Raw genomic sequence first — 21,959 nt, forward strand, 5'->3', positions numbered from 1 at the left:
GCTGAGGGCGCGCATTTCCCATCACGCCGGGATCTCTCATTGGCTACTGCGGAGTCGCTATGTCCTGTCTACTTGAAATGAAGAACATCACCAAAACCTTCGGTGTCGTCAAGGCGATTGATAACGTCAGCCTCAGACTGAATGCCGGTGAAATTATTTCATTATGCGGCGAGAATGGCTCGGGTAAATCGACGCTGATGAAGGTACTGTGCGGTATTTATCCCCATGGTAGTTACGAAGGTGAAATTACATTTGCCGGAGAAACACTGCAGGCCAACCATATTCGTGATACCGAACGCAAAGGAATTGCCATCATCCATCAGGAGCTAGCACTGGTTAAACACTTAACCGTGCTGGAGAATATTTTCCTCGGCAGCGAAATAAGCCGTCATGGCGTGCTTGATTACGACATGATGACCCTGCGCTGCCAAAAATTGCTCAATCAGGTCAGCCTGGCTATTTCTCCCGATACCCGGGTAGGCGATCTGGGACTTGGTCAGCAACAGCTGGTTGAAATTGCGAAAGCACTGAATAAACAGGTGCGCCTGCTGATTCTGGACGAGCCGACAGCGTCACTCACCGAGCAGGAAACGACCGTGCTGCTGGAGATCATCCGCGATCTGCAACAGCACGATATCGCCTGCATCTACATTTCACACAAGCTGAACGAAGTGAAGGCCATTTCCGACACGATCTGCGTGATCCGTGATGGCAAGCATATTGGCACCCGCGACGCGGCTGGCATGAGCGAAGACGATATCATCACCATGATGGTTGGTCGCGAGCTCACCGCACTCTACCCCAGCGAACCTCACACCATGGGTGAAGAGATTTTACGCGTTGATCATCTCACTGCCTGGCATCCCGTCAATCGCCATATTCGGCGCGTGAATGACGTCTCCTTCTCGCTTAAGCGCGGTGAAATTCTGGGGATCGCCGGTCTGGTGGGCGCAGGACGCACAGAACTTGTTCAGTGTCTGTTTGGCGTATGGCCCGGACGCTGGGAAGGTGAAGTCGTGATTGACGGCCAGTCCGTCAATATCCGCAACTGTCAGCAAGCCATCGCCCACGGGATCGCTATGGTCCCGGAGGACCGTAAGCGCGATGGCATTGTGCCGGTCATGGCGGTGGGGAAAAACATTACTCTCGCCGCGCTCGATCAGTTTACCGGCAAGGTGAGCCAGCTAGACGATGCTGCCGAACACAAATGCATCCTCGAATCCCTGCAACGTCTGAAAGTCAAAACCTCCTCTCCTGAGCTGGCGATCGGACGTCTGAGCGGCGGGAATCAACAAAAAGCGATTCTGGCGCGCTGCCTGTTGCTCAACCCGCAAATTCTCATCCTTGATGAGCCCACCCGGGGTATCGACATCGGCGCGAAATATGAAATCTACAAGCTCATTAACCAGCTCGTTCAGCAGGGCATCGCCGTTATCGTCATCTCGTCGGAACTGCCCGAAGTTCTGGGGCTCAGCGACCGCATTCTGGTGATGCACGAAGGAAAACTGAAAGCCAACCTGGTCAATCATAACCTGACGCAAGAGCAGGTGATGGAAGCCGCTTTGAGGAGCGAACATCATGTCGAAAAACAATCCGTCTGAAGTCAAACTCACCGCCCCACTGACGGGCGTTTTTCCCGGGGTTAAATCGCTAAATCTCCAGGTGTTCGTGATGATCGCGGCCATCATTGTGATCATGCTGTTCTTTACCTGGACAACGGACGGTGCGTATCTCAGCGCACGTAACGTCTCCAACCTGCTCCGCCAGACCGCGATTACGGGGATCCTGGCGGTCGGCATGGTGTTCGTCATCATCTCAGCGGAAATCGATCTCTCTGTCGGTTCCATGATGGGACTGCTGGGCGGCGTCGCGGCTATCTGCGACGTCTGGCTGGGCTGGCCGCTGCCGTTTACCATTATTGTAACGCTGGCGCTGGGGTTACTGCTCGGCGCCTGGAATGGCTGGTGGGTCGCCTACCGCAAAGTCCCGTCGTTTATTGTGACTCTGGCCGGGATGCTGGCGTTTCGCGGTATCCTGATCGGCATCACCAATGGTACAACCGTATCGCCGACCAGTTCTGCTATGTCGCAAATTGGGCAAAGCTACTTATCCAATGGGTTGGGCTTCACCCTCGGCGCGATCGGTTTGATGGCGTTTATCGGCTGGCAGTGGCGTGGACGCATGCGTCGGCAGTCCCTGGGGCTCGGTGCCCCGGCATCAACCAGCGTCGTGGGTCGCCAGGCGTTGACCGCCATCATTGTGTTAGGTGCCATCTGGCTACTGAATGATTATCGCGGCGTGCCGACGCCCGTTCTGCTGCTGGTGTTCTTGCTGCTCGCCGGGATGTTTATGGCCACGCGAACCGCATTTGGCCGACGTATTTATGCCATCGGTGGCAATCTGGAGGCCGCCCGTCTTTCCGGCATTAACGTCGCGCGGACCAAGCTGGCGGTATTTGCCATCAACGGTCTGATGGTGGCGATTGCCGGGCTTATCCTCAGTTCGCGTCTCGGTGCCGGGTCACCATCGGCGGGAAATATCGCTGAACTGGATGCCATTGCCGCCTGCGTCATTGGCGGAACAAGCCTAGCTGGCGGTGTCGGCAGCGTCGCAGGCGCGGTCATGGGCGCATTTATTATGGCTTCTCTGGACAACGGAATGAGTATGATGGATGTCCCAACGTTCTGGCAGTACATCGTGAAGGGCGCAATTCTGTTGCTGGCAGTGTGGATGGATTCGGCGACAAAACGCCGCGCCTGAACTGCAGAAAAATAGGGCTATTTTCATGCCGGTCACACCTGTCCGGCATTGTCGTTTATGAAAGATTGAGCAGAGACAGAAACATGTTTGATAAACGTCACCGTATTACCCTGTTATTTAATGCCAACAAAGCCTACGACCGTCAGGTTGTGGAAGGGGTCGGTGAATATCTACAAGCCTCGCAATCCGAATGGGACATCTTCATAGAGGAGGACTTCCGCGCCCGTATTGATAACATCAAAGAGTGGTTAGGTGACGGCGTTATTGCTGACTATGACGACGACGAGATCGCGCGATTGTTAGTTGATGTCCATGTGCCCATCATCGGTGTCGGAGGCTCCTATCATCTGGCGGAAAATTATCCCCCCGTCCATTACATTGCCACCGATAACCATGCCCTCGTTGAAAGCGCCTTTCTGCACCTGAAAGAAAAAGGTGTCAACCGTTTTGCCTTTTACGGCCTGCCCGCCTCCAGCGGAAAGCGTTGGGCTGCTGAACGCGAGCATGCCTTCCGCCAGTTGGTGGCGGAGGAAAAGTATCGTGGCGTGGTGTATCAGGGACTGGAAACCGCGCCGGAACTCTGGCAACACGCACAGAACCGGCTGGCAGACTGGCTGCAAACCCTGCCGCCACAGACGGGCATTATAGCGGTCACCGACGCCCGCGCCCGTCATGTGCTTCAGGTCTGCGAACACCTGCATATTCCGGTACCCGAAAAGCTGTGCGTCATTGGCATTGATAACGAAGAACTGACCCGCTATCTGTCACGGGTTGCGCTGTCGTCGGTGGCTCAGGGCGCGAGGCAAATGGGTTATCAGGCGGCAAAGCTGCTGCATCGCCTGCTGGCAAATGAGGAACTGCCGCTTCAGCGCATTCTGGTCCCCCCGGTACGCGTCGTTGAACGCCGTTCGACAGACTATCGCTCCCTCTCCGATCCCGCCGTCATTCAGGCGATGCACTATATCCGTAACCACGCCTGCAAAGGCATTAAAGTGGATCAGGTTCTGGATGCGGTCGGAATTTCACGTTCTAATCTGGAGAAGCGGTTTAAAGAAGAAGTGGGGGAGACCATTCACGCGGTGATTCACGCGGAAAAGCTGGAGAAAGCGCGCAGCCTGTTGATTTCCACGACGCTGTCGATCAACGAAATCTCGCAGATGTGCGGCTATCCTTCGCTGCAATATTTCTATTCTGTCTTTAAGAAAGAGTACGACACTACGCCGAAAGAGTATCGCGATCTGAACAGTGAAGTGTTGGTATGATGCGGTAAGGTAGAAACAAAAACGCCTTCTTTGCAGAAGGCGTTCGGGATTACATATGAGCTGCGATTAATCGCTGGTTATCCTGGTACATCGCGAACAGATAGTTGTTGTAACTCTGTCCCTTCGTTGAATAACCCTTAAGCTTATGAATCATCGCCGTCGCCGTCACTTCCTGATCCGCTTTACGCAGCTGCGCGCGCGATTTACGGAAAGAGGCGTAAGCCGGATGCGTGTTCAGGTTGATCACATAGGCGTTGACCGACTCTTTGACGGAATCGAACTGAGAGTAACCTTTCACTTTACCTGGCGCATTGTTACAACTCCCTTTCGCACACTTCATGCCGAACAGGTTGTTATTGCTACGCGCAAGCTTAGAGGTACCCCAACCGCTTTCTGCCGCAGCCATCGTCGCCACCATACTGGTCGGGATAATGTCTACGCGTTCCAGCAACGTATTCCACGGAATGCTCCGCGTGTTGCCAGACCATTTCACCTTGTAGCGCTTCGCGATGTCTTTCATACGCGCACGCTCGGTCGGTGACCAACGGTTCTGATACTGCTTTGAGATCAGCCAGTTACGATCGGCCGTGATCGCAGCATTTTGACTGGTAATATAAGGCATAACGGTCCGGAGAAACGCTTTTTTTCTTGGTGTTCCGGAAGGGTATTTTCGCAAATCAGGAAGTGAACTGCTCTTTGCACTATTGCGAGAATACTCTTGTTTACTGCTTACCTGTTTATGACTTGTCTTGGTTACGTGGGACTTCTGACTCGATGTTGTTGTGTGCGTCTTTGCCAGCACCTCACCCGAAAATACCATGGTGAGTAACATAAGAATCATTGCCCCATATCGTCGCATGGGAGTCAATATCATTAGGTCTCCTGGTCGGATTGAATCATTCCAACACCTTTTATTTTTCACAATTTTGAGATTCGAATCTCAAATCATATCAAAAATAGCGATCAAGAGCACCCTAATGAATAGGCCAATTCCGAAACCGTGTCACGCATAAACTATCCCGCGAGGGACTAATTCGAAAGATTTGTGGTGGTTATCGCAAATCAAGGCTATTTTTTGCCCTAAATCACTCATCCGTACCCCTCATCCTGATTGAATGCGGTTGAAGGATGAGTTTCGTCAGCGGGTTCTCAGGCAAACTGATTAAAATCGCCGCAAAAAGGACCGCATCATGAAACTTGCCGCCATTGCCCTCGCGCTGCTGCCAGGTATCGCGAGCGCCGCAACATGGACGTCTCAGGGCTTCCCCGCCTTTACCGCCGAGGGAACCGGTAAGTTTGCCAGCCACGCTGAGCTGACAAAGGGTACACGCTCATTAACGCTAAATTTTGACCAACAGTGCTGGCAGCCGGCTAACGCGATAAAGCTCAATCAGATGCTTTCGCTGATCCCGTGCGAAGGCGCCCCGCCGCAGTGGCGTCTGTTCAAAGACGGCAGTTACACGCTGGAAATCGATACCCGCTCTGGCACGCCAACATTGATGATTACGGTGCCGCGCGAGGCCGAACCGACAGCAAATGTGGTGCGCCAGTGTCCGACGTGGGAGGGTTCGCCACTGACGTTAGAGGTCGCACAGACCTTCCCGGAAGGCAGCGTGGTGCGCGATTTTTACAGCGGACAGACCGCCATGGTTAAAAACGGACGAATAACCCTGCAACCCGCTCCGGCCAGTAACGGTCTGTTACTGCTGGAACGGGCAGAGACCGATGCGCCTGCTCCGTTCGACTGGCACAACGCCACGGTCTATTTTGTGCTGACCGACCGTTTCGAGAACGGCGATCCCTCGAATGACCAGAGTTACGGTCGCCATAAAGACGGCATGGAGGAAATCGGCACGTTTCACGGCGGCGATTTGCGCGGTCTGACCCGCAAACTGGATTATCTGCAACAGTTGGGCGTGAATGCGTTGTGGATAAGCGCGCCGTTCGAACAAATCCATGGCTGGGTGGGCGGCGGCACAAAAGGCGATTTCCCGCACTATGCCTATCACGGTTATTACACCCAGGACTGGACCACCCTTGATGCCAACATGGGCAGTGAGGACGATCTGCGCGCGTTGATTGACGGCGCACATCAGCGTGGGATCCGCATTCTCTTTGATGTGGTGATGAACCATACCGGCTACGCCACTCTGGCAGATATGCAGGAATATCAGTTCGGCGCGCTCTATCTTTCTGGCGATGAACTGAAAAAAACGCTCGGCGATCGCTGGACAGACTGGAAACCCGCTGCCGGACAAAGCTGGCACAGCTTCAATGATTACATCAACTTTAGCGATAAGGCCGCCTGGGAAAAATGGTGGGGGAAAGCGTGGATCCGTACTGATATTGGCGATTACGACAACCCTGGCTTTGACGATCTCACGATGTCGCTGGCTTTTCTGCCGGATCTGAAGACCGAGTCGACGATCCCCTCCGGCCTGCCGGTGTTTTATCAACACAAAATCGATACACGCACGAAAGCCATTGAAGGCTACACGCCCCGGGATTATCTGACCCACTGGCTGAGCCAATGGGTGCGCGATTACGGTGTCGATGGATTTCGCGTCGACACCGCGAAACACGTCGAACTTCCGGCCTGGCAACAGCTAAAAACGCAGGCCAGCGCGGCGCTGGTGGAGTGGAAAAAAGCCAACCCGGACAAAGCGCTCGATGATAAGCCGTTCTGGATGACCGGCGAGGCCTGGGGCCACGGCGTGATGCAAAGCGATTACTATCGCCACGGCTTTGACGCCATGATCAACTTTGACTATCAGGAGCAGGCTGCAAAAACAGTCGATTGCCTGTCTGGTATGGATCTCACCTGGCAACAGATGGCGGAAAAATTACAGGGTTTTAATGTGCTGAGCTACCTCTCTTCGCACGATACTCGCCTGTTCCGCGAAGGTGGTGATAAAGCGGCTGAGTTGCTGTTGTTAGCCCCCGGTGCCGTTCAAATATTCTATGGTGATGAATCCTTACGGCCTTTCGGTCCTACGGGTTCCGATCCGTTACAGGGCACGCGTTCAGATATGAACTGGCAGGATGTCAGCGGTAAATTAGCCGACAATGTCACCCACTGGCAGCGCCTCGGTCAGTTCAGAGCCCGACATCCGGCCATCGGCGCAGGCCGACAAACCACGCTCTCACTCAAACAAGGGTACGGTTTCGTGCGCCAGCACGGCGACGACACCGTAATGGTCATCTGGGCGGGTCAGCGCTAACGTGAACCGGCGTCTGAGGGTTGAACCCCTCAGACACCACAGAACAAAACACCACCTTTATGAAAATTATAAGCGTAAAACGCCAAAACACGCATTTCAGCTCGATTTGCACCCTGCCAGTGCTAGCGTTAAGGTAACCCACTTCGACTCAGCGTTTGACAGACCATCCGTTATGACATTTTCACTTTTTGGCGACAAATTCACCCGCCATTCAGGCATTACCCGCCTGATGGAGGACCTCAATGACGGTTTACGCACCCCAGGCGCAATCATGCTGGGCGGCGGAAATCCGGCACAAATCCCGGCGATGCAGGATTACTTCCATACGCTCCTGACTGAGATGCTGGAAAACGGCAAACTCACTGATGCGCTTTGCAATTATGACGGTCCGCAGGGGAAAACCGAGCTGCTGACCGCGCTCGCTTCGCTACTCCGTGAGAATCTGGGTTGGGATATCGAACCGCAGAATATTGCACTAACAAACGGCAGTCAGAGCGCATTTTTCTACTTGTTTAATCTTTTTGCTGGCCGTCGCGCCGATGGGACCACCAAAAAGGTGCTATTCCCTCTTGCACCGGAATACATCGGCTATGCAGATTCCGGGCTGGAGGAGGATCTGTTCGTCTCGGCGCGACCGAATATTGAACTGCTGCCAGAGGGCCAGTTCAAGTATCACGTTGACTTTGAACATCTGCACATTGGCGAAGAGACCGGGATGATCTGCGTCTCCCGACCAACCAATCCGACGGGTAACGTCATCACAGATGAAGAGCTGATAAAACTCGACACGCTTGCCAACCAGCACGGTATTCCGTTGGTGATTGATAATGCCTATGGTGTACCGTTCCCGAGTATTATTTTTAGCGAAGCGCGTCCGCTGTGGAATCCCAACATTGTGCTGTGCATGAGCCTCTCCAAGCTAGGCCTGCCTGGCTCACGCTGCGGCATCATCATCGCCAATGAAAAAATCATCACGGCTATCGCCAATATGAACGGCATCATCAGCCTCGCGCCCGGCGGGATTGGACCGGCGATGATGTGCGAGATGATTAAGCGCAACGACCTGATGAGACTGTCAGAAACGGTTATCAAGCCGTTTTACTTACAGCGCGTTCAGCAGACTATTGCGATCATCCGCCGCTATTTACCTGAAAATCGGTGCTTAATTCACAAACCTGAAGGGGCGATTTTCCTCTGGTTGTGGTTCCAGGACCTGCCCATCACCACCGAACTGCTCTACCAGCGCCTGAAAGCACGTGGTGTGCTGATGGTACCGGGACATTACTTCTTCCCGGGGCTTGATAAGCCCTGGCCGCACACGCACCAGTGTATGCGTATGAACTATGTTCCCGATCCGGAGAAAATTGAAGCTGGGGTAAAAATTCTGGCTGAAGAGGTAGAACGCGCCTGGGCGGAAAATCAGTAACGCTGTCCCGGCCCAACCAGGCCGGGTGACGCGCTTATAAAGGCTGAGCGTGTAAACGCTGACGTTGCACGCTCGCCGCATCCAGACAATTCAATGCCCCCGTCGGGCAAGCCTCCACGCAGGCAGGTCCCGTATCACGATGCCAACAGAGATCGCATTTCACTGCCTGTACGCGCGAGGTTTGCGCGACGACGTTCATTGCGCCGAACGGGCAAGCCAGCATGCAACTTTTGCAGCCAATACAGTGCGCCTGTTCAACAAAAATATGTCCACGATCGCGACGAATGGCCTGGGTCGGGCAGACATTGGCACACGGCGCATCTTCACACTGGTGGCAGGCAACGGCGGTGGTGAACGTATTTTCCTTAATAACCCGGATGCGTGAGACAAAATGTCCTGCTGACACCGCGGCACAGTCCTGATTCTCCTGATGCGAGACCACGCATGCGACTTCGCAGGTACGACAGCCAATACACTTTGCCGCATCCGCCATGATAAACCGGTTCATTGCTCCCTCCCTCCGCCGTAAAACCACAGAGTGCCAGAGAGAATGACGCGGCTGCCTTGATCAAACAAGGGAAATGGTCGAATTTTGTCAGATGCCTGAAACGTTCAGGGGATTCGCCTTATGTTTGCGACTCGTTTTCTGCCTGACATATAAAAAAAAACCCTGGGCGTTGACGTCCAGGGGTAATAATCCGCAGGCGACATCACGCTACGGAATAAGCTGGCACTCGATTGAGTGATACCTATATTTGATAATCTGCCTCATCTACCACACTGTAGAGCGGTTGAATATTATCCAGTGCCAGTATGTATCCGCTTCCTTTTACGCTGACGATGGAATGCTGGGGTAATCCCAGCAAATATAATTTGTTGTTGAGATTTTTTACCATCGTAGACAAACGCTGTGTCGAAGCACTTAATTCATTTTTTTCCCAGACGTTGACGAGTAACTCATCTTTTGAAACATAATGGGTCCGGGCGTTCAGTAAAAGATAAACAAACAAGCGTAACATCGTGTGGTTAAAAAATACGCCACCAAATGCAATTACACTGTCCATTTTATTTACCGGAAGCCTGAAAATTCTCGACTCATTGATGTCAAAAAATATTTCCCGACCTATCATAAATCCATGTAACTGGTATTCCATCATTACATACTCACGTTTTACTGAACTATCGATAGCTAAACATGTGTAAGTCCTTGTAGATATTGTCTTACGCAAGTTTAAAAAAAATAGAGTTAATTTCAATAGATACCTGAAGCGATCATTTTAATCTCGCCATTGGTAAAGTGCAGAATGAATAGCTGAAGGATAAATTCAGACGCTGTTAAATAATATCTAAAAACAAATTATCAGAGCGTTACTCTATTTCGGTGTGAATATTCGACGGCGCAAGTTAAACGGGCATATTTATCACAAACTACAGTTTAATATGCTGTATGGGTCAACTATGCTTCATGGAGAGGGGGAGTGACTCCCGGCAACAGGCAGTTCCGGGACAATTACCATTACAGTGTAGTTCTCTTATCAGAATAGCGGTAGAAATATGCCGAATGGCGGCAGACCTCGAATTTACACAATCCCAGGCTGGGGTAACGGCCACCATCCGGCAAGTCTTCTCACGTCTTTAGAAGCGCCAGCTCACACCTGACAGGAAGGTGAAGCTATCGTCACGATCGATCATCGGGCTGTCTTTAATTTCATCCGGCAGCACGCTGTAAGCCGCGCTCGCCATCAGAACAATATTGTCGGTGACGGGGTATTTCGCGGTCAGACTGACGTAAGGAACCCAACTGTCCTGCGCGGAATAACGGTCTAAGCCGCTGTGGCGGGATTCGCTACCTGAAACACCATAATAGTAATTGTTAAAATTTTCATCGTAGTAGAAAACGCCGACGGATGGGATCAGAGAAAGTTGGCCGACAGGAATTTTGCGGAACAGCGATAATTCCCCCATCCAGCCGTTGCTGTTATCCAGGACATCGGCGGCGGCAGAGACCTTCACGCTGCCCCAACTTTCATGGTGATACCATGCCGCGCCCGCCATTATTGTGCTGTCGCGCTTGTCGAGCTTTTTCATGGCGTGGTCGTCGTTATCAGAAGGATCAAATTCCAACGGCATCCAGGAGGCGGTCACGCTGAATTCATTTTGTTCACTCTTAGACAAAATGTAGCCCAGAGCGGTCTGCCGGACATAGAATGATTCACCTTCATAGCTAATGAGGGGAATGGCATGGGTATTTTCATTATACCCACGATAAGGAGATTCATTATATACCGCACCCGCACCGATGGATAATTCTGAAGCTGATGCACTGGCGATAAAGGAGAAAGCAAATAGTGCTACTATATTGCGTTTAATTAACATGCCCGACATTCCATTTAAAATAAGCCACAAATCGTCGGAAATAATAATGCTTACAAATTCTTCGGTGCAAGGACCATATTTATATAGTAATATATAAAAACTTATATATATTGAGCTGCTGCGATGAATAAATTACAACTCAAGCACCGGGAGTTAAAGATCATTTCGGTAATAGCTGCCAGTGAAAACATCAGCCATGCTGCTACCGTACTTGGCATCGCACAGGCCAATGTCAGTAAGTATCTTGCTGATTTTGAATCAAAAATCGGTCTTAAGGTCTTTGACAGGACAACCCGGCAACTCACCTTGACGCCTTTTGGCGTGGCGCTCCTGCCCTACATTAATGACATGCTCGACAGAAACGAGCAGCTTAACCATTTCATTGCTGATTATAAGCACGAAAAGCGGGGACGGGTAACGGTGTACGCGCCGACAGGCATTATCGCTTACTTGTCTAAACACGTCATTGCGCAAATCAAAGATATTGGCGACATCACTTTGTCGCTGAAAACGTGTAATCTTGAGCGGAAAGCCTTTTTTGAAGGCGTTGAATTCCCTGATGACTGTGATGTGTTAATTACCTATGCCCATCCCAAGGACGAATCGCTGGTTGCCAGCTTTATCACCAAATATGCAGTAACCGCTTTCGCCAGCCCCACTTATCTTGAGATGCATCCCATTCATCAACCTGACGATCTTGAGCATCATTCCTGTATTCTGATTGATTCCATGATGATTGATGACGCTAATATCTGGCGGTTTAACGTCACCGGAAGTAAAGAGATTCGTGATTATCGCGTCACGGGAAATTATGTTTGTGACAACACCCAGTCGGCGCTGGAACTGGCGCGTAATCATCTGGGCATTGTCTTTGCCCCTGATAAAAGCGTACAAGGCGATCTCCAGGCCGGTACGCTGGTACCTTGCTTTCCTGCACAAAATGAGTGGTGGCTGGACCTGGTTGCAATCTTCCGAAAGCGGGAGTACCAGCCCTGGCGAGTGCAGTATGTGCTTGATGAAATGCTGCGTGAAATACGCAACCAACTTGCTCAAGCACACTTGTTGCGGCCCGAGCAAGCATCCGTCAACGACAATTAATGGTCGAGATAGAGGTAATGTACCCAACTGGTCATACGTAACAGTACTTTACGCATGACAGAGACATGGCTGAAATGGTCGGAGTAGACTGCTACCTGCGCATAGATCCCATCCGGTAATGCGCTTAAATCAGCATGTTCGTTCAACTCAATCGTCGCAATGACGCCTTCCGATCCCGGCACCGTATTCAGCGACTGCAACGTCCCGCCAGCCTGGTATGTCCCGCCCGGCACCACGGGGCTTATCGCAGCCAACTTACCGCTGAATACTTTGCCCGGTAAGGCATTAAACACCACTTCCGCTTCATCGCCTGGCGCCAGTCGCAGCAGCGAGTTCTGGCGGAATTGCGCAACAATTTGCCGCTTCTGAGCAGGAATAAACACCATCACCGGGCGCAGGGGCAACGAGGCTGCATAGGTTCCCGGGCGAATCAGCACCTGGGTCACATAGCCATCACTCGGCGCGCGGACGATGGTCTGTGCAAGGTTATATTCCGCCTCGGCCAGCTGCGCTTTCAGACTGGCGATTTGCGAATGCTCACCCAACACCTGGCTGTCTAACTGGCTTTGAATCTGCTGTTGCTCCGCCGTTGACGATTTCACCGAGGCTTCTTGCGCCAGATAGTTCTGCCGCGCAACATCAATATCTCTCTCAGAAAACGGATTCACCTTCGCCTGACTTCCCTGCGCATAGCGTTGATACTCTTTCGCAAACTTGTCCCGCGTGGCTTTTGCCTGCTGCGTATTAGCGGCCATTTCATCCAGTTCAGCACCCAACGCATGCTGCTTATGCTGCGCCGTCACAATATCCGCCAACAGACGATCCACCCTGGCCTGATAGCGCGTGGGATCAAGCCTGAACAACACCTCACCTTTTTTAATCAGCGTATTTTTCTTGTCCGTCACTTCAATCACCATGCCGGTGACCTGCGGAACAACAGGAATAGACACCACCGCTTTTTGCGCATTAAACGTATAGGGGTGGTTATAATTCATTAATAAGATTAAGCCGCTGACAATAAATATCCCACCCAGCGCCGCTGTCGGGATCGTCCATTTATTGGCGGGAATTTTGAAGATCTTAAAAATCGCCCATGCGAAAGCCACATAGGTCAGGATAATCAGTAAATCCATAATTAATACCCGGCAGTGGAGGATTTCAGGTCAGCCAGTTGTTTTTCCAGTCCGGCAATACGTTCCTGGAGTTGCACAACGCCAGGCTCAGTGCTTTGCATTCCCCACCCGCGCTCCGGACGATATAGCGTGGCCCAAATCCACAAGAAAGGCCAGATAACGTGTAATGTAAACAAACTCACCCACCCTGCGACATGAATGGCATCGGCATGAGGATGATTGCGTTTTTTTGCAATTAAATAAGGGATATCATGCAAAATAATAATTCCGTAGAAAACGACCAGGAATACAAAAATAAGCACCCCAAGTGCAAAATAATCAAGAAACATATTCCCCCCAGAGGATATAGTCAAAAATAAAAGGGTTTAAGAATGATAGTGGAATGACCAGATGCCATGCAATTCTCATATTTATATATCGACATATGGTTTTTTATATACTGTACATTTTTTAGTGTATTGTTTTTTATGCAAGTCGCAGTTTATTATGTTTTAACACTAATACAACAGGAACAAAAATGAACAACGCGGAAGCCTCATCCACCGTTAGCCTCAAGCGCATCAACGCTGCCATCATCTACCGGTTATTACTCATTGGCCTTGGTATCCCGATGATATCTTTCAGTTTTGTTTGCGGTGTTCTGAGTCTCTTTGGCTTCGACCTGGTGAAATGGAACGATCAACCCGTACACGGTTTGCTGGCTATTCCTGCCGCGCTGTTCAGCGGCGTGTTTATCACGGTACTGTTTACCGTTTTTATCGGGTCGATTGCGTGCCTGGGACTGTGGGTTTACAGCCGTTTCCGTCCGTTACAGGTGAAGGTGATGGATTAATCGTCATGTAGGGTAGCAACACTCCAGCCTGCTGCTACCCGTTCAATTTCCTATCACCCAACACTGTATGAAGTCGACTTTTAGGCAAACTTAATCCTTGAGAGTCTCATCAAAACTAATCCTACATTAAAAGTAGCGCTATTTTTCGATTACGTGACGAATCTCATGTACGGAAAATTGCTACTTTGTGCATTATAGCTTTAGTGTTTTTACTTGTTTATCAACCGTTATCATGAGTTTAGTGTGAATAAATTTACGGTTGTCAGGTATCAACGTAGTGATTCGTTACCAATATAATAGCAATGTACCATGAGGATATTATGACTATAGAATTTATGGAAAAGTTAAACTCATTAGCCTCAAAAATAAAGCAACAATCAGGTGCTATTGAGACGGAGGAAGCCACGAAAAATGCTTTCGTCATGCCCTTCATCAATAATGTGCTAGGCTACGATGTCTTTGATCCTACGGAAGTTATTCCTGAATTTGTTTGCGACATTGGTACAAAAAAAGGTGAAAAAATAGACTATGCAATACTGAAAAATGGCGAAGTTCAAATATTGATTGAGTGTAAAAAAATAGGTGAGCCTCTCAATATAAATCATGCCTCCCAACTTTTCCGTTATTTTCATGTAACCAATGCCAGAATATCTATTTTAACTAACGGACAAGAGTATAAATTTTTTACTGATTTAGATGCACAAAATAAAATGGATGAAAAACCATTTTTAGAAGTCAATCTTCTTGATTTAGATGAGCTTGTTATTCCGGAAATAAAGAAACTAACAAAATCAGCCTTTGACCTGGAATCTATCATTAACTCTGCCGGTGAATTAAAATATGTCAGCATGATTAAAAAAATTCTTCATACACAGCTTAACAATCCTGAAGAAGATTTTGTTAAATTTTTTGCATCAAGAATTCATGACGGCATTTTGACGCAAAAAGTTAAAGATACCTTTACAGTGCTAACACAAAAAGCCGCCAGCCAGTATATAAACTCTCAAATCAATGAGCGGTTAAAATCAGCAATGGGTGGTAATGTTCCTCCAGTAGCAGAATCGCCAGAACCTGAGATGGAAATCATCACTAAAGATGAAGTCGACATTCAAACAACAGCAGATGAACTTGAGGGGTTTCATATAGTTAAAGCAATAACCAGAGCAGTTATCGATGCTCCAAGAATTGTGCACCGAGATACAAAAAGCTACTTTGGCATATTGATTGACGACAATAACCGAAAACCCATTTGCCGGTTACACTTCAATCGAAATCAGAAATATATTGGATTGTTCGATTTAGAAAAGAACGAAACACGCCATCCAATCGAAACGCTGGATGATATTTACACGTTTAGTGATGAACTTAAGGCAACCGCTGCATTATATAATTAGCCCGGAAATTCTCTGAAAAGTAACTTATCAGGCCTACGAGTCACGATATTATCGTAGGCCCGACAAGCAAAGCGTCATCGGGCATAACGCCGTCAGTTAAAAAAGTCCCAGCGGTTTATCGGAGTAACTCACCAGCAAGCATTTCGTCTGCTGATAGTGTTCCAGCATCATTTTGTGGGTTTCGCGTCCGATCCCAGACTGCTTATAGCCACCAAAGGCCGCGTGGGCCGGATAAGCATGGTAGCAGTTGGTCCACACGCGTCCTGCCTGAATGCCGCGTCCCATTTTATACGCCAGATTGCCATTACGGCTCCAGACGCCCGCGCCAAGACCGTACTGGGTGTCGTTGGCTAACTCCAGCGCCTCGTCCATTGTTTTGAACGTTGTGACCGCCAGTACCGGGCCAAAGATCTCCTCCTGGAACACGCGCATATTGTTCTTACCAAACAGGATCGTCGGTTCGAGGTAATAGCCGTCTTTCAGGTCACCTTCAAGCTGCTTACGCCGTCCGCCAGTCAGGACATCCGCCCCCTCTTTCTTGCCGATATCAATGTAATTCAGGATGGTTTCCATCTGTCCATGAGAGACCTGCGCCCCCATTTGCGTCACGCTATCCAGCGGGTTACCGCTGCGGATGCTTTCTACGCGGCGAATGGCGCGCTCCATAAAGCGTTCATAGATGGATTCCTGTACCAGTGCGCGACTCGGGCAGGTGCAGACCTCGCCCTGGTTAAAGGCAAAGAGCGCAAAGCCTTCCAGCGCTTTATCGAAGAAGGCATCTTCTTCGTCTATCACGTCGGCGAAGAAGATGTTTGGCGATTTCCCGCCCAACTCCAGGGTGACCGGGATGATATTCTGCGTGGCATACTGCATGATCTGCTGCCCGACTTCCGTTGAGCCGGTGAATGCCACTTTGGCAATGCGTTTCGAGGTCGCCAGATACTCACCAATCTCACCGCCAGCGCCGTTCACCACGTTCACCACGCCGGGGGGAAGGAGATCGCCAATCACTTCCATCAACAGTAAAACGGACAGCGGCGTCAGGCGCGCAGGCTTGAGCACCACGCAGTTACCCGCCGCCAGCGCGGGCGCCATCTTCCAGCTCGCCATCAATAAGGGGAAGTTCCACGGGATAATTTGCCCAACCACACCGAGCGGTTCGTGGAAGTGATAAGCCACCGTATCGCTATCCACTTCGCTGATCCCACCCTCCTGGGCACGAATACAGGAGGCGAAATAGCGGAAGTGGTCGATCGCCAGCGGGACATCCGCTGCGCTGGTTTCACGGATCGGTTTACCGTTATCCCAGGTCTCCGCCGTCGCCAGCAGTTCGAGATTCTGCTCCATGCGGTCAGCAATTTTGAACAGAATCGCTGCCCGATCCTGAACAGAAGTATGCGCCCACTTGTCTTTCACCTTGTGAGCCGCGTCAAGCGCCAGGTCAATGTCCCTTTTACCGGAAGAAGCCACTTCGCATAGCAGTTGCCCGGTAACGGGCGTCAGGTTCTGGTAATACTCGCCATCACTCGGGGCAACCCAGCCGCCACCGATAAAGTTGTCGTAACGGGCCTTTAACTTCAGGGGAAAACCATACTCGCCGGGTTGAATACGGGGGGGATTATTGGTCATGATCGTCTCCTTGCTACAGGGGTATAACAAGGGTAGTCGGCGCTGGCGATTTTCTCGCCAGGTCGTGATAGCTTTACGACTGTGGTCACGTTATCCGGCTTGCAAATCCAGTCCGATCGGCAAGCCAGATAATCAGATAAACGAATTACATCGCCGCACGATAGATAGCCATGATCTCGTCGTGTGTAGCCTGGATTGGGTTGGTCAGACCGCAGGCATCTTTCAGCGCATTGGTCGCCAGCACCGGAATATCCTCTTCTTTCACGCCCAGGTCACGCAGGCCTGCCGGGATATTGACCTGCCGCGCCAGCGCGCGGATCGCACCAATACAGGCTTGAGCGCCTTCGGCGTCGGTCATCCCCGCGACATGCACGCCCATTGCTGTCGCGCAGTCACGCAGACGCGCGGCGGCCACCTGACTGTTGAACACCTGAACGTGTGGCAGCAAAACGGCATTACACACGCCGTGCGGCAGGTCATAGAAACCGCCTAACTGGTGCGCCATCGCGTGGACATAGCCTAATGACGCGTTATTGAAGGCCATCCCCGCCAGGAACTGCGCATAGGCCATCGCTTCGCGCGCATGTACATTGCCACCCGATTCCACCGCGATGCTCAGATTGTCAGAAATCATGGTCACCGCTTTCAGCGCACAGGCATCGGTGATCGGCGTGGCAGCCACCGAGACATACGCTTCGATCGCATGGGTCAGTGCATCCATGCCGGTCGCCGCCGTCAACGATTTCGGCATGCCGACCATCAGCAAAGAGTCATTTACCGACAGCAACGGCGTGACGTGTTTATCCACTATCGCCATTTTGATGTGACGATCGACGTCAGTGATAATGCAGAACCGCGTCATTTCAGACGCAGTTCCTGCCGTGGTGTTAATCGCAATCATCGGCAACTGCGGTTTTGCCGAGCGATCAACACCTTCATAATCGCGGATATCTCCCCCATTCGCGGCCACCAGCGCAATCCCTTTGGCACAATCATGTGGGGAACCGCCACCCAGCGAAATAACGCTATCGCAGTCATTTTCTTTCAGGATCTTCAGGCCGTCGGCGACGTTTATTGTCGTCGGATTAGGATGTGTGCCATCAAAAATGACGCTGAAAATATCATGTTCCTGCAATGCCTTTTGAATATGACCCGCCATGCCTAACTGCATCAGCACGCTGTCCGTTACAATTAACGTCCGACGAAAGCCATATTCCGTCATTGTATTCATTGCATCTTTTAATGAATCAGCTCCTATTATATTCACGGAAGGAATATAAAATGTTGAAGCGGCCATATGCTCAATCCTTAATAGTTTCAGAAGGAATTGCAGCATACGAACGAATCTCAGGATAAAATATGATCGCAGCGGTCATTTATTTAATGAAAAAATAAAAGAGCACATTAGGCTACAAATTAATGGGCTCTTTTCGTTTCAAACTATTTATTGTATCAATTCATTCTTATTTTAAATAAATTGTATTATCCCTTTTCCGGAAATAATAACGCATCACGTAATAGATGATCGTTTCCACGGCGACGAGTAAAGCCAATCCGGTCGAAGTATTCCAGAATTTGAATCGCTAGTTTTCGCCCTACGCCCAACCGATCGCGAAAATCGGCTGCGCAGGTTGAGCCTTTCTCCAGATCCAGTTCGCGGATCATGCTGGCGAAAGCCACAATGCGATCGTTACGGTAGTAACGATCTTTTACGATCGCCGTAATCATCCCCTGCTGTGCTGCCTGACGCAACACCAGACGCATCGTTTGCTCATCGGTGGCGGTTTCGCGGGCGAGATCGCGGACCCACCAGGGTTCGTCACCAAATAACGGCGCGGTCTTAAGCCAGGTCGTCTGCTGTTCGTCAGTAAAGCCAGCCTTGTGATCCGGCAGGTGCAGCCAGCCGTGGTGGCTGTGAATATCACCGCTGTCGCGCATTTGCTCAATCAACAACAGCACCAGCGCTTCATCTTCCATCGGCAGCGCCATGCGGCGCAGGCGTTCACGCCCCGGACCTGGCTCATCGCGATGCTGTTCATGATAAGTCGCCAGCGTGTCGAGAATTTTGCGCTGCCAGCGCGCGGCGACCTCCGCATTCAGCAGGCTGTAACCCGCCTGAATAAAACCATGCTGGTGAATGAGTGAGCGCATGCCATCGCCATTCAACTGGCGTGCCCACGCAAAGTCGGGCAAATTTACCGCCCCGCGTTGCAGATGCACAGCCAGTGCGGCACCGTCATCTTTCGCCACCGCCAGCGTTGCCAGCCATTGCAGATATTCCGGTTTACGTTTGCCGCGACGTGGCGGATTGAGAGTGACCACCCGCGCCCCGGCAAGCGTCGCGCGCGCGGAGATATCGCGCAGCACCAGGCGGTCGTTATCAACCAGCAGCAGCGGTGTATCAAATACCAGTTCCGCCAGATTATCTTCCAGCAGCGATACGCGCCCGGTCACATGGCTGGCCGCATGGTGAATGTGTAGCGGCTGCCACTGCGTGAGTGGAACGTGACTTTCCAGCGCCACAATCACCCGCGTAAACGGTTCAGGTGGGGCGTCTGAAAGCAACCAGTCACCACGGTTAAGCTGTTCTTTTTCGGCATCGCCAGCGATATTCAACGCGATGCGCTGCCCGGCATGGGCATGCTCGCTCGCCTGGTTTTGCGCGTGAAGTCCGCGCACACGCATAGACGTATTCACACCGGTCAGCCACAACGTATCCCCGACGTTCACTTCGCCGCTCAACGCGGTACCGGTCACCACCAACCCGGCGCCTTTTACAGTAAAGGCGCGGTCGATAGCCAGTCGGAACGTCTGATCCCTGGCGTGTTCGCGGGCGGGCAGTTGCAGCAAATGTTCGCGCAACGCGTCAATCCCGCGGCCTTCATTGGCGGCCGTCACAAATAACATCGCCTGTGCAAAGCCATACTCGCGCAGGACATCCTGCACCTGCTGCTGAACCTCCAGCACCCGCGCGTCATCCACACGATCGGCTTTGGTCAACGCCACCGTCAGCGTTGGATTCCCGGTCAGTTGTAGAATCGCCAGGTGTTCACGCGTTTGCGCCATCACGCCATCGTCGCAGGCGACGACCAGTAACGCATGATCGATACCGCCCACGCCCGCCAGCATGTTTGAGAGAAATTTCTCGTGACCGGGGACATCGATAAACCCCAGCACGCGCCCGTCCGGCTGCGGCCAGTAGGCATAGCCCAGATCGATAGTCATTCCGCGCTTTTTCTCTTCCGGCAGGCGGTCGGCATTCACGCCGGTAATGGCCTGCAGCAGCGTCGTTTTCCCATGGTCGACATGTCCGGCGGTCGCAATAATCATTTCAACAACATCTCCATAAACCGGGTCTCATCTTCAAGACAGCGTAAATCCAGCCACAGGCGACCTTCGTAAATCCGACCGATGACCGGAACCGGCAGCTCACGCCAGCGGGTCGCCAGGGCTTCAAGACGGCTTCCGCGACCGTCATGTGGTGTAAAGGTTAATGCCGCGCTGGGGAGTCTATCAACCGGCAAAGAGCCACTGCCGATTTGCGACAGGCAGGGCAGCACCTTCACCGCAAACTCGGCGTCGTAGTGCGCGGTTAACGGAGCCAGAAGCCGCTCCGCCTGAGCCAGAATCGCGTCTTTGCTTCGGGTTAACAGGCGCAGCGTCGGCAGCTTCTCGGCCAGCGCTTCCGGATGCAGATACAGACTCAACGTCGCTTCCAGTGCCGCAAGGGTCATTTTATCCGCCCGCAGCGCGCGTTTAAGCGGATGGCTCTGCAATCGTGCAATCATCTCTTTCTTACCGACGATGATCCCAGCCTGTGGACCGCCCAACAGCTTATCGCCCGAGAAACTCACCAGGCTGACGCCTGCGGCGATCAGTTGCTGCGGCATCGGCTCTTTCGGCAGACCGTACTGACTCAAATCGACCAATGAACCGCTGCCGAGATCGGCCACGACCGGAATATCCAGCGTCTGGCCGATTTGGGCCAGTTCCGACTCATCAACAGTGTGGGTGAAGCCTTCAATGCTGTAATTACTGGTATGCACCTTCATCAGCAGCGCGGTGTTTTCATTCACCGCCTGACGATAGTCGTCGGCATGCGTCCGGTTGGTGGTACCGACTTCATGCAGTGTGCAACCCGCCTGACGCATCACATCCGGGATACGAAACGCGCCGCCAATCTCCACCAGCTCACCGCGTGAGACCACCACCTCTTTACCGGCAGCGGAGGCGGCCAGCATCAGCAGCACCGCCGCTGCGTTGTTATTCACAATACAGGCATCTTCCGCACCGGTGATGCGGCAGAGCAATTCTGCCAGCGCACGGTCGCGATGCCCGCGTCCCGCGCCGTCCAGGTCATACTCCAGCGTTACCGCCGAGCGCATGGCCTGCGCGACAGCCGCGACGGCCTCTTCGGCCTGTAAGGCGCGCCCCAGATTAGTATGCAACACCGTGCCCGTCAGGTTGATAACCGGACGCAGCGCACTCTCGGCCTCTTTTTCCAGCCGGACATTCACTTCCTGCGCCCAGTCTTCGCACCATGCAGGCAACGCTTGCGTATCGCGAATCACCTCTCTCGCTTCATCAAGCAGTTGGCGGAGCAGATCAACGACACGGGTATGCCCGTGAGTCTCACGGAGGGTAAGAAATTCACTTTCACGCAATAAGCGATCAATGGCGGGGAGTTGACTATAGAGCGAACGCGTTTCGATCGTCATGAATAGGCCTGGCTGTTGGTGGCCCTCTCCACAACGGAGAGGGATATCGACATAGAGGGGATTGTAACGTGAGATTGCTCAGACGGACATAATACGTATCAAGCCTTTGG

General features: G+C 51.8%; 18 protein-coding genes. 8 read left to right on the forward strand and 10 right to left on the reverse strand.

Annotated elements, in window-relative coordinates; all coding sequences use genetic code 11:
- Positions 1-59 precede the first annotated feature (59 nt).
- From GBC03_03520 to GBC03_03530, 3 genes are all read left to right on the forward strand, one after another.
- Positions 60-1,601 carry a xylose ABC transporter ATP-binding protein gene (locus tag GBC03_03520; protein QFS69343.1) on the forward strand — a complete coding sequence of 514 codons (1,542 nt, stop codon included), beginning with the start codon at positions 60-62 and terminating at the stop codon, positions 1,599-1,601.
- Positions 1,579-2,760 carry a sugar ABC transporter permease gene (locus GBC03_03525; protein QFS69344.1) on the forward strand — a complete coding sequence of 394 codons (1,182 nt, stop codon included), beginning with the start codon at positions 1,579-1,581 and terminating at the stop codon, positions 2,758-2,760. Before GBC03_03520 ends, GBC03_03525 begins: the two co-directional genes overlap by 23 nt.
- A gap of 83 nt (positions 2,761-2,843) precedes the next feature.
- A complete protein-coding gene (locus GBC03_03530; GenBank protein ID QFS69345.1) occupies positions 2,844-4,022 on the forward strand; it encodes an AraC family transcriptional regulator in 1,179 nt (392 codons plus the stop codon).
- Positions 4,023-4,071: 49 nt separating this feature from the next.
- Here GBC03_03530 and GBC03_03535 read toward each other — a convergent pair whose 3' ends face one another.
- Positions 4,072-4,896: a protein bax gene (locus GBC03_03535; protein QFS69346.1), complete on the reverse strand. Its 825-nt coding sequence runs from the start codon at positions 4,894-4,896 to the stop codon at positions 4,072-4,074.
- A 316-nt stretch (positions 4,897-5,212) separates the two neighbouring features.
- On the opposite strand from GBC03_03535, the gene malS reads away from it, so the two are divergent.
- Together malS and avtA are read left to right on the forward strand one after the other, a co-directional pair.
- The gene (gene malS / locus GBC03_03540; protein QFS69347.1) at positions 5,213-7,243 is read left to right on the forward strand and encodes an alpha-amylase; all 2,031 of its coding nucleotides are present in this window, start codon (positions 5,213-5,215) and stop codon (positions 7,241-7,243) included.
- A gap of 172 nt (positions 7,244-7,415) precedes the next feature.
- Complete coding sequence (gene avtA, locus GBC03_03545; protein QFS69348.1) at positions 7,416-8,669, forward strand: valine--pyruvate transaminase; 1,254 nt, start codon at positions 7,416-7,418, stop codon at positions 8,667-8,669.
- A 34-nt stretch (positions 8,670-8,703) separates the two neighbouring features.
- Here the strand turns inward: avtA and GBC03_03550 are convergent, their stop codons facing one another.
- The 3 genes from GBC03_03550 to GBC03_03560 form a co-directional block, all read right to left on the reverse strand.
- On the reverse strand, positions 8,704-9,177 hold the full coding sequence (locus tag GBC03_03550; protein ID QFS69349.1) for a 4Fe-4S dicluster domain-containing protein: 474 nt from the start codon (positions 9,175-9,177) through the stop codon (positions 8,704-8,706).
- A gap of 241 nt (positions 9,178-9,418) precedes the next feature.
- Positions 9,419-9,823: a helix-turn-helix domain-containing protein gene (locus GBC03_03555; protein QFS73903.1), complete on the reverse strand. Its 405-nt coding sequence runs from the start codon at positions 9,821-9,823 to the stop codon at positions 9,419-9,421.
- A gap of 481 nt (positions 9,824-10,304) precedes the next feature.
- Complete coding sequence (locus GBC03_03560; protein QFS69350.1) at positions 10,305-11,045, reverse strand: MipA/OmpV family protein; 741 nt, start codon at positions 11,043-11,045, stop codon at positions 10,305-10,307.
- A gap of 123 nt (positions 11,046-11,168) precedes the next feature.
- On the opposite strand from GBC03_03560, the gene GBC03_03565 reads away from it, so the two are divergent.
- On the forward strand, positions 11,169-12,143 hold the full coding sequence (locus GBC03_03565; GenBank protein QFS69351.1) for a LysR family transcriptional regulator: 975 nt from the start codon (positions 11,169-11,171) through the stop codon (positions 12,141-12,143).
- On the opposite strand, the gene GBC03_03570 is transcribed toward GBC03_03565, so the two are convergent.
- Positions 12,140-13,276, reverse strand: a complete 1,137-nt coding sequence (locus GBC03_03570; protein QFS69352.1) for an HlyD family efflux transporter periplasmic adaptor subunit — start codon at positions 13,274-13,276, stop codon at positions 12,140-12,142. The genes GBC03_03565 and GBC03_03570 overlap by 4 nt on opposite strands.
- Before the next feature lie 2 nt (positions 13,277-13,278).
- Positions 13,279-13,605, reverse strand: a complete 327-nt coding sequence (locus GBC03_03575; GenBank protein ID QFS69353.1) for a DUF3302 domain-containing protein — start codon at positions 13,603-13,605, stop codon at positions 13,279-13,281.
- Between the two features lie 188 nt (positions 13,606-13,793).
- On the opposite strand from GBC03_03575, the gene GBC03_03580 reads away from it, so the two are divergent.
- Together GBC03_03580 and GBC03_03585 are read left to right on the forward strand one after the other, a co-directional pair.
- Positions 13,794-14,108, forward strand: a complete 315-nt coding sequence (locus GBC03_03580; protein QFS69354.1) for a hypothetical protein — start codon at positions 13,794-13,796, stop codon at positions 14,106-14,108.
- 326 nt (positions 14,109-14,434) lie between these two features.
- Positions 14,435-15,502: a restriction endonuclease gene (locus tag GBC03_03585; GenBank protein ID QFS73904.1), complete on the forward strand. Its 1,068-nt coding sequence runs from the start codon at positions 14,435-14,437 to the stop codon at positions 15,500-15,502.
- A gap of 96 nt (positions 15,503-15,598) precedes the next feature.
- On the opposite strand, the gene GBC03_03590 is transcribed toward GBC03_03585, so the two are convergent.
- The 4 genes from GBC03_03590 to GBC03_03605 all read right to left on the reverse strand — a co-directional run bounded on the left by GBC03_03590 (position 15,599) and on the right by GBC03_03605 (position 21,849).
- Positions 15,599-17,131, reverse strand: a complete 1,533-nt coding sequence (locus GBC03_03590) for an aldehyde dehydrogenase family protein (GenBank protein ID QFS69355.1) — start codon at positions 17,129-17,131, stop codon at positions 15,599-15,601.
- A gap of 145 nt (positions 17,132-17,276) precedes the next feature.
- Positions 17,277-18,428 (reverse strand): L-threonine dehydrogenase, encoded by a 1,152-nt coding sequence (gene yiaY, locus GBC03_03595; GenBank protein ID QFS69356.1) that lies wholly within the window; start codon positions 18,426-18,428, stop codon positions 17,277-17,279.
- A gap of 185 nt (positions 18,429-18,613) precedes the next feature.
- The gene (gene selB, locus GBC03_03600; protein QFS69357.1) at positions 18,614-20,461 is read right to left on the reverse strand and encodes a selenocysteine-specific translation elongation factor; all 1,848 of its coding nucleotides are present in this window, start codon (positions 20,459-20,461) and stop codon (positions 18,614-18,616) included.
- The gene (locus tag GBC03_03605) at positions 20,458-21,849 is read right to left on the reverse strand and encodes an L-seryl-tRNA(Sec) selenium transferase (protein QFS69358.1); all 1,392 of its coding nucleotides are present in this window, start codon (positions 21,847-21,849) and stop codon (positions 20,458-20,460) included. Before GBC03_03605 ends, selB begins: the two co-directional genes overlap by 4 nt.
- Positions 21,850-21,959 lie beyond the last annotated feature (110 nt).

It is taken from the genome of Citrobacter telavivensis (genome assembly GCA_009363175.1).
Classification (GTDB): Bacteria; Pseudomonadota; Gammaproteobacteria; order Enterobacterales; family Enterobacteriaceae; genus Citrobacter_A; species Citrobacter_A telavivensis.

Bases quoted from the DNA above. Each gene is read 5' to 3' on its own strand.
- GBC03_03520 (QFS69343.1), top strand. From the start codon at position 60: ATGTCCTGTCTACTTGAAATGAAGAACATCACCAAAACCTTCGGTGTC.
- GBC03_03525 (QFS69344.1), top strand. From the start codon at position 1,579: ATGTCGAAAAACAATCCGTCTGAAGTCAAACTCACCGCCCCACTGACG.
- GBC03_03530 (QFS69345.1), top strand. From the start codon at position 2,844: ATGTTTGATAAACGTCACCGTATTACCCTGTTATTTAATGCCAACAAA.
- GBC03_03535 (QFS69346.1), bottom strand. From the start codon at position 4,896: ATGATATTGACTCCCATGCGACGATATGGGGCAATGATTCTTATGTTA.
- malS (QFS69347.1), top strand. From the start codon at position 5,213: ATGAAACTTGCCGCCATTGCCCTCGCGCTGCTGCCAGGTATCGCGAGC.
- avtA (QFS69348.1), top strand. From the start codon at position 7,416: ATGACATTTTCACTTTTTGGCGACAAATTCACCCGCCATTCAGGCATT.
- GBC03_03550 (QFS69349.1), bottom strand. From the start codon at position 9,177: ATGAACCGGTTTATCATGGCGGATGCGGCAAAGTGTATTGGCTGTCGT.
- GBC03_03555 (QFS73903.1), bottom strand. From the start codon at position 9,823: ATGGAATACCAGTTACATGGATTTATGATAGGTCGGGAAATATTTTTT.
- GBC03_03560 (QFS69350.1), bottom strand. From the start codon at position 11,045: ATGTTAATTAAACGCAATATAGTAGCACTATTTGCTTTCTCCTTTATC.
- GBC03_03565 (QFS69351.1), top strand. From the start codon at position 11,169: ATGAATAAATTACAACTCAAGCACCGGGAGTTAAAGATCATTTCGGTA.
- GBC03_03570 (QFS69352.1), bottom strand. From the start codon at position 13,276: ATGGATTTACTGATTATCCTGACCTATGTGGCTTTCGCATGGGCGATT.
- GBC03_03575 (QFS69353.1), bottom strand. From the start codon at position 13,605: ATGTTTCTTGATTATTTTGCACTTGGGGTGCTTATTTTTGTATTCCTG.
- GBC03_03580 (QFS69354.1), top strand. From the start codon at position 13,794: ATGAACAACGCGGAAGCCTCATCCACCGTTAGCCTCAAGCGCATCAAC.
- GBC03_03590 (QFS69355.1), bottom strand. From the start codon at position 17,131: ATGACCAATAATCCCCCCCGTATTCAACCCGGCGAGTATGGTTTTCCC.
- yiaY (QFS69356.1), bottom strand. From the start codon at position 18,428: ATGGCCGCTTCAACATTTTATATTCCTTCCGTGAATATAATAGGAGCT.
- selB (QFS69357.1), bottom strand. From the start codon at position 20,461: ATGATTATTGCGACCGCCGGACATGTCGACCATGGGAAAACGACGCTG.
- GBC03_03605 (QFS69358.1), bottom strand. From the start codon at position 21,849: ATGACGATCGAAACGCGTTCGCTCTATAGTCAACTCCCCGCCATTGAT.